Annotated in this window: 3 protein-coding genes and 1 pseudogene; 3 read left to right on the top strand and 1 reads right to left on the bottom strand. The window is 41.1% G+C overall.

The genetic code is table 11. The annotated features are described in order from the left end of the window. Together AB4653_RS00020 and AB4653_RS00015 are read left to right on the top strand one after the other, a co-directional pair. On the top strand, positions 1-195 hold a 195-nt coding region (locus AB4653_RS00020; protein ID WP_157936410.1), incomplete at its 5' end, for a helix-turn-helix domain-containing protein. Between the two features lie 184 nt (positions 196-379). Further along, on the top strand, positions 380-649 hold the full coding sequence (locus AB4653_RS00015) for a hypothetical protein (RefSeq protein ID WP_048666177.1): 270 nt from the start codon (positions 380-382) through the stop codon (positions 647-649). Between the two features lie 332 nt (positions 650-981). On the opposite strand, the gene AB4653_RS00010 is transcribed toward AB4653_RS00015, so the two are convergent. Then, positions 982-3,582, bottom strand: coding sequence for an Ig-like domain-containing protein (locus AB4653_RS00010; protein ID WP_102258477.1), 2,601 nt, complete (start codon positions 3,580-3,582; stop codon positions 982-984). A gap of 987 nt (positions 3,583-4,569) precedes the next feature. On the opposite strand from AB4653_RS00010, the pseudogene AB4653_RS00005 reads away from it, so the two are divergent. Next, positions 4,570-4,749: pseudogene (locus tag AB4653_RS00005) on the top strand (hypothetical protein); the annotation flags it as partial.

The raw sequence follows: 4,749 nt of genomic DNA, 5'->3' as shown, positions 1-4,749 counted from the left end.
AAGTTTGCGACAGAACCCTTTCTTCTTCTAAATCCCTCTGAAGGACGGCATCTTGGCCGATTTCCTAATAAGACGCTTCATACGCGTACTCAAGAGCTTGCAGACCGAGGAATGAACAAGCATGCGATCAGTAAAGAGTTAGAGTGCAGTAGGACTACGGTCTATAAGGTTCTAGGAAAAAATATCTCTCTTTAGAATCGCGAACAAAGCTGTTCTTTAAATGAGTAAAGAGCTGACTGACGTTGCTTCGCTCTGTCGGCTTCATACTGACTCTACATGCAAGCATATAGCAGCCAGCACGAACCTATCCCTTGATGAAATAAATAAATTTTCAGAATTTTAATTTAATTATTGTTGCAATGATTAAGAGGCAGAGAGAATGAAAAGAGCAAGAATGAGCCAGGTTCAAAAAGAGGTCTTAAGATGTTTGGCCAAGGCGTTCATCAAAGGAGTAAAAGAAGGTAAGTCAACCGTCATCAACCTGGCCGTCAATCAAGTGCTTGGGAGAGATATTCACCCGAACAACTTCCGAGTTTCATGTAAAGCTCTTGAAGAGTGTGGACTGGTTATGCGCAAAAAAGTGGATCTAGATTGGTACATCAATATAACGCCAGATGGGTTTGATAAGGCACTCACCTGGCTTGATTAAACGATGCTTATGAAACTCATTTTTGGACAGAAGTGTTTTAGAGTAGTCGCACTAAGGCGCTCTTGTCCCAAAGCATGGCGGCATAACACGTCTCTGGACAGAAGCTTGTTAATGCCTTTGCTAAGTTAGCGAGTCATGAATAAATGCAAGTGTAAAAGTCCCTTAACTCATTGCATTGTATTGATTGGAAAGGTCAGATACTGGGTGCTCCCAATTGATGAACAATTCCAAATCATCGCAGGGAGCAACCGTAATACCCTTAAATTATGTATGAAGAGGTGCTAACTGATAGCTCTGGCTAAGAACAGCTAAAAGCACTGTTCTTAGTTGAATTACTTGAAGTAATAAGAAAACACGAGTTCGAGGGTATCAACATCACCTGCTAAATGATGCCATTGTAGATCTGACTTAATTTGACCAAAGTCCAATACATTCACGCCGACGCCTATGTTGGGGTGAACATTATCCTCCACCTCGAAATCTTCCGCGTGGTTCGAACTTGCATCAAGATAACCTAAGCCCAAACTGAAGTACGGGGCGAATTTATCGCCCCAAAGCTGCGTAACTCGATAAACAAAGTTAAAGCTGTAATGTTGGTAATCGACCGTCATATCATTATATTGCGTATGTTCTGCTTTCAAATCGACACTATTTAGCCAACGATAAGTAAACTGGATACTCGCGTTATTATCAAATTGGTACCCTAAGCTACTTCCGAAAGAAAACTGACTGTTACTTTCCTGACTCCACGCGTTGTGGTCAGTATCTGGCTCTAACCATGAAATCCCAGGATTAGCTGTTACATATATTCCGTTATTCTCTTCTGCAGAATGAGCGAAAGGAGAAACACTTAACAATAGTGGGACGACCACTTTAACGGCAAGTGACTTTTGATGTCTAAACAGTGCGAGTATCGTCAATAGCAGCGTGCTTAAGAACCCTATAGAACCACCACTGCTGGTTCCCGCGATAACCTTCCCCCCATAAGGAACACCGGCTTGAATATGAAGATTAACGGTAGCAGGGTAACTATGTCTTGTTCCAATATCTGTAACATCATATTCAAAGCTATCATCGCCTATAAAACCAGCGTCAGGCGTGTAAATGAATTCACCAGTCTCCTTAAGTGTTACCGACCCATACATTGGTTGTTTATAGATTCGCGCAGTTAAATCTGCATAAAAAGGAGCTTGTGTATTTGCATCATCTGTATCGTTAAGCAACACACCTGGTGCAACAATGGTATCAATACTGTCTGCGTAAAGTGAGTAGCTATCATTATTAGCAACTGGCGCAGCATTGTTAGGGATAAGAGTCCAACCTGTGGAGAGAATTGTTATTGATACTTTTGCTTGGCTCGTATTGATTGAATAATAAAATTCATCATTGCCATAATAATCAGCATCAGGTTGATACTCAAAACTGCCGTCTGCATTCAATGTGACACTTCCATACAAAGCATCTTGGTCTAATGTAGCGGCTGCTGAATTTTCATTGGTATCATTTTTAAGCACTCCATCTTGGCTAGATACAATCAACTTAGTATCTTGATCAACCTCATAGCTATCTGGGTGAGCATAAAGAGATTCATGTTTTTCGAATGCGCCAATGTCGATACTCAACCCCTGTGGGCGGGTTTGCTTGAGGTAATCTGATGTGATTGAGCTTCCATCGGCATATAGCGCTTTAGCGTCGTCGCCTTTATCAACAAGCGCTATTGAAAGCGTGTTTGGAACGAAACAATTAGTTGTAACGCACCCTGCAAGTGACAGGCCAGTATTAGGGGTGTCATCGACACCAGGTGTCGAAATAAAGTTATTGTTGTTCTCTGATAATGGGTAAATAGTTGTATCGTCCCAATCAGTTGGATAAATTGCAGAGCCAACATTATTTGCACCATCGATTATAACGAGTAGATTGTTATTGGCTATAAGCTGAGCACTATTGATTAACTCTATATGGGTCGCTTTGTAAGTAGCAGGGTCTACATTTTTAGTAATAGTCGGGTAATACAGCGTACTATTGGTTAGCGTCAATTTTCCTTTATTGACATAGATTGGCCAACCTCTATTAGCATCCCTTCCATCAAATAAAGTATTTATAATTTGTGCATCAGCTTCATTAAATCTAAAAGTAGAATTAAATAAGCCTTTAAATATACTATCTTTGATGACTGCCGTTGTGCTGCTGCCTGAACTATCTTGACTAACTTGAATAACATGACTGGCTGTGCTTTCAACCAATGGTCCATTAGATTCAAAAGCCGTATTTTCAATAAAAACATCACTATTAAAAATAAGGGTAGGTGCTGATCTTGGACCAAGATTTTCGAATATAAATGAATCTTTTATTGTAACCAAGCCATCTTGAGTAGACATGATGGATGCCTCTCCTTGCCTAGGCACTATCCTATATAGGATAACGTTATTGAGTGTTACATTAGCGTTATCGGAAAAGATAAAACCTGACATGTGTTCTGCCCACACATTTTCAATGGTGGCATCGATGGTGCGCCCTGCGGTATTTCGAGGATTAATGTCAAATAAAAGACCAGATGATCTTAGAATCAGATTGTTAGGATCATTCGGATAACCAGTATTAAATGAGCCAGTATCAGAAACCCAGCGTTGATGGTCATTAATGTGGACATAATCATCGCCTAATCCTCGAATGATAATATCATCAGTAATTGTCATTCGGTTGTCGGTTTGACCTGAAGGGACTTCACCCAAATTAGGCGAGATAGGTGCTTGTGCATTATATGAAGCCGGTATTTCGATAGTATCTAAACCAGGATTAGCATTGGCCTTTTCGATGAAATCTCGAAGTGAGCCTATGCCTTGATCACTACTTGTTGTTACCGTATAAGTGGCAGATTGTACGCTCAAAGAGCTAAAAAGTAGTCCAAATAAAATTATTGACTTTGGAGTCATATTACCATCCTTGATATCCATGAAAAAACTAAGCCCAGATTTTTTTAAGTTACTTGTAACCAACAACTTAGCTCATATATAAGAATATCACAACTCTCCCTAAGTAATGACTTTTGGAGATGTGTATACTTGGGTGCGGACGGGAGTTTTTTCAAAGTAATGTGTTTGCTTTACACATTAGCTAGTTCTATTACGATCTAGATGGGTTCTAGAACGTTTTGGGGCATTTCTGAGGTAGAATGTACCACGGGTAAAAATTCAGCCTGTGAAGGTTTTGGACAATTATCATTTGAAGAAAATGCTCTAATCGCTGTTATCACCAAGCGACTTTGTCGTTTTTAAGAGCAAAAACGCCTCACATCTGAGGCGTTTCACAGCTAATATATAAACTGAGGATTTATTTGAGTTTTATATGTTTGTTGGTCTATCAGTAATTCTTCACCTTAAATGTAAGGCTGAGTATTGTTGGCATTTTGAACGTCTTATTTTTGTGATAATTGCGGGGAACCCCCCCTTTTTTTTATTTAGCAATTCACTACCTTAAAAACTATGGTGGACTTGGGCGTTACCCTTTGGGCAAGGCTTTTTGCTTGTATCTTTCACCTATGGCCTAAGAGTGGCATCACCCTGATGTGTCACTGCGTGCCGCCTCAGAATGTGCCTCTCTACAGTCCCTATCTAAAAGGATATCGCTGCAATCCTGAACGCCTGCGCCTCGTCATTCTTCCTCGTTGCCGTTCGTCGTACCTTCTCACTCCTTTCACTGACATCCATTAAGTTCGAGTAAGGGCTTGTGTCTTATGTGCCGGTTTCCCTTTCGACTCGCATCATTTGATGGGGCTCGCAGGCTGTTGACCCTCCTAAATCAGAACCTTCTCTGCAAGGGTAAATGAACGCTTCGCGCCCCTGCAGAGAAGAACCCTGTTTGAGGTAGGGACAGCCAAGCGGCTCCATAAAAGTGATACTCAAACAGAAAGGAAACTCCTCATGGCACAACGACACTCAAGCCCAACTCTCTCTAAACCGATGTTCAGCGACCAGCGTTTCGCCGCTGGGCACGAAAGCTCACCAAAAAATGATATCTCCTGTTGGGTCGTTGAACGTGCAGTTCGTTCGACTGTTTCAGCGACGGTTTCAAAAGGACTTATCTGGGTGAATTCAATGGAC

Source organism: Vibrio sp. 10N.222.48.A3 (genome assembly GCF_041475345.1).
Classification (GTDB): Bacteria; Pseudomonadota; Gammaproteobacteria; order Enterobacterales; family Vibrionaceae; genus Vibrio; species Vibrio tasmaniensis_A.
This window is presented reverse-complemented; position numbering and strand designations above follow the sequence as displayed.

What these genes read in the sequence shown, in the direction of transcription:
- AB4653_RS00010 (WP_102258477.1), bottom strand. Translation starts at nt 3,582, where the DNA reads ATGACTCCAAAGTCAATAATTTTATTTGGACTACTTTTTAGCTCTTTG.
- AB4653_RS00015 (WP_048666177.1), top strand. Translation starts at nt 380, where the DNA reads ATGAAAAGAGCAAGAATGAGCCAGGTTCAAAAAGAGGTCTTAAGATGT.